The sequence below is a fragment of the Moellerella wisconsensis ATCC 35017 genome, from assembly GCF_001294465.1.
Lineage (GTDB): Bacteria > Pseudomonadota > Gammaproteobacteria > Enterobacterales > Enterobacteriaceae > Moellerella > Moellerella wisconsensis.
Map to the genome: position 1 here is coordinate 1 of NZ_LGAA01000039.1, position 747 is coordinate 747.

Here is a 747-nt window from a genome sequence, read left to right on the forward strand (position 1 = left end):
TACGCAGTCACCCTGATAAATCAAGGCTCCCACTGCTTGTACGTACACGGTTTCAGGTTCTATTTCACTCCCCTCGCCGGGGTTCTTTTCGCCTTTCCCTCACGGTACTGGTTCACTATCGGTCAGTCAGGAGTATTTAGCCTTGGAGGATGGTCCCCCCATATTCAGACAGGATAACACGTGTCCCGCCCTACTCGTCGAACTCACAACACTAACATTTTCAGATACGGGGCTATCACCCTTTACTGCCAGACTTTCCAGACTGTTCTCTTAATGCTAGCGTTGATGTTGGTTCTGGGCTGCTCCCCGTTCGCTCGCCGCTACTAGGGGAATCTCGGTTGATTTCTTTTCCTCGAGGTACTGAGATGTTTCAGTTCCCTCGGTTCGCTTCATTTAGCTATGTATTCACTAAATGATGATGCACCAAAGTGCACCGGGTTTCCCCATTCGGACATCGTCGGCTAATAATGCTTCATATCAGCTCACCGACGCTTTTCGCAGATTAGCACGTCCTTCATCGCCTCTGACTGCCTAGGCATCCACCGTGTACGCTTATTCGCTTAACCTCACAACCCGAAGGTGTCTTTTATCGCTGCAAGCACAGCGACAAAACCTTGGGGTCTGAGTATTTTGAGAGACTCTGGTATTCTTTCGACAAAGAATACCGTTGTTTTCAATTTTCAGCTTGTTCCAGATTATTAAAGAGCATAATTGTTAAGCCGACTCAATAAGTCAGCTTAATCATTA

At 47.4% G+C, this 747-nt stretch carries 1 rRNA gene; it reads right to left on the reverse strand.

The features are described 5' to 3' along the window. A 23S ribosomal RNA gene (locus M992_RS14255) occupies nucleotides 1-566 on the reverse strand; the annotation flags it as partial. Nucleotides 567-747 lie beyond the last annotated feature (181 nt).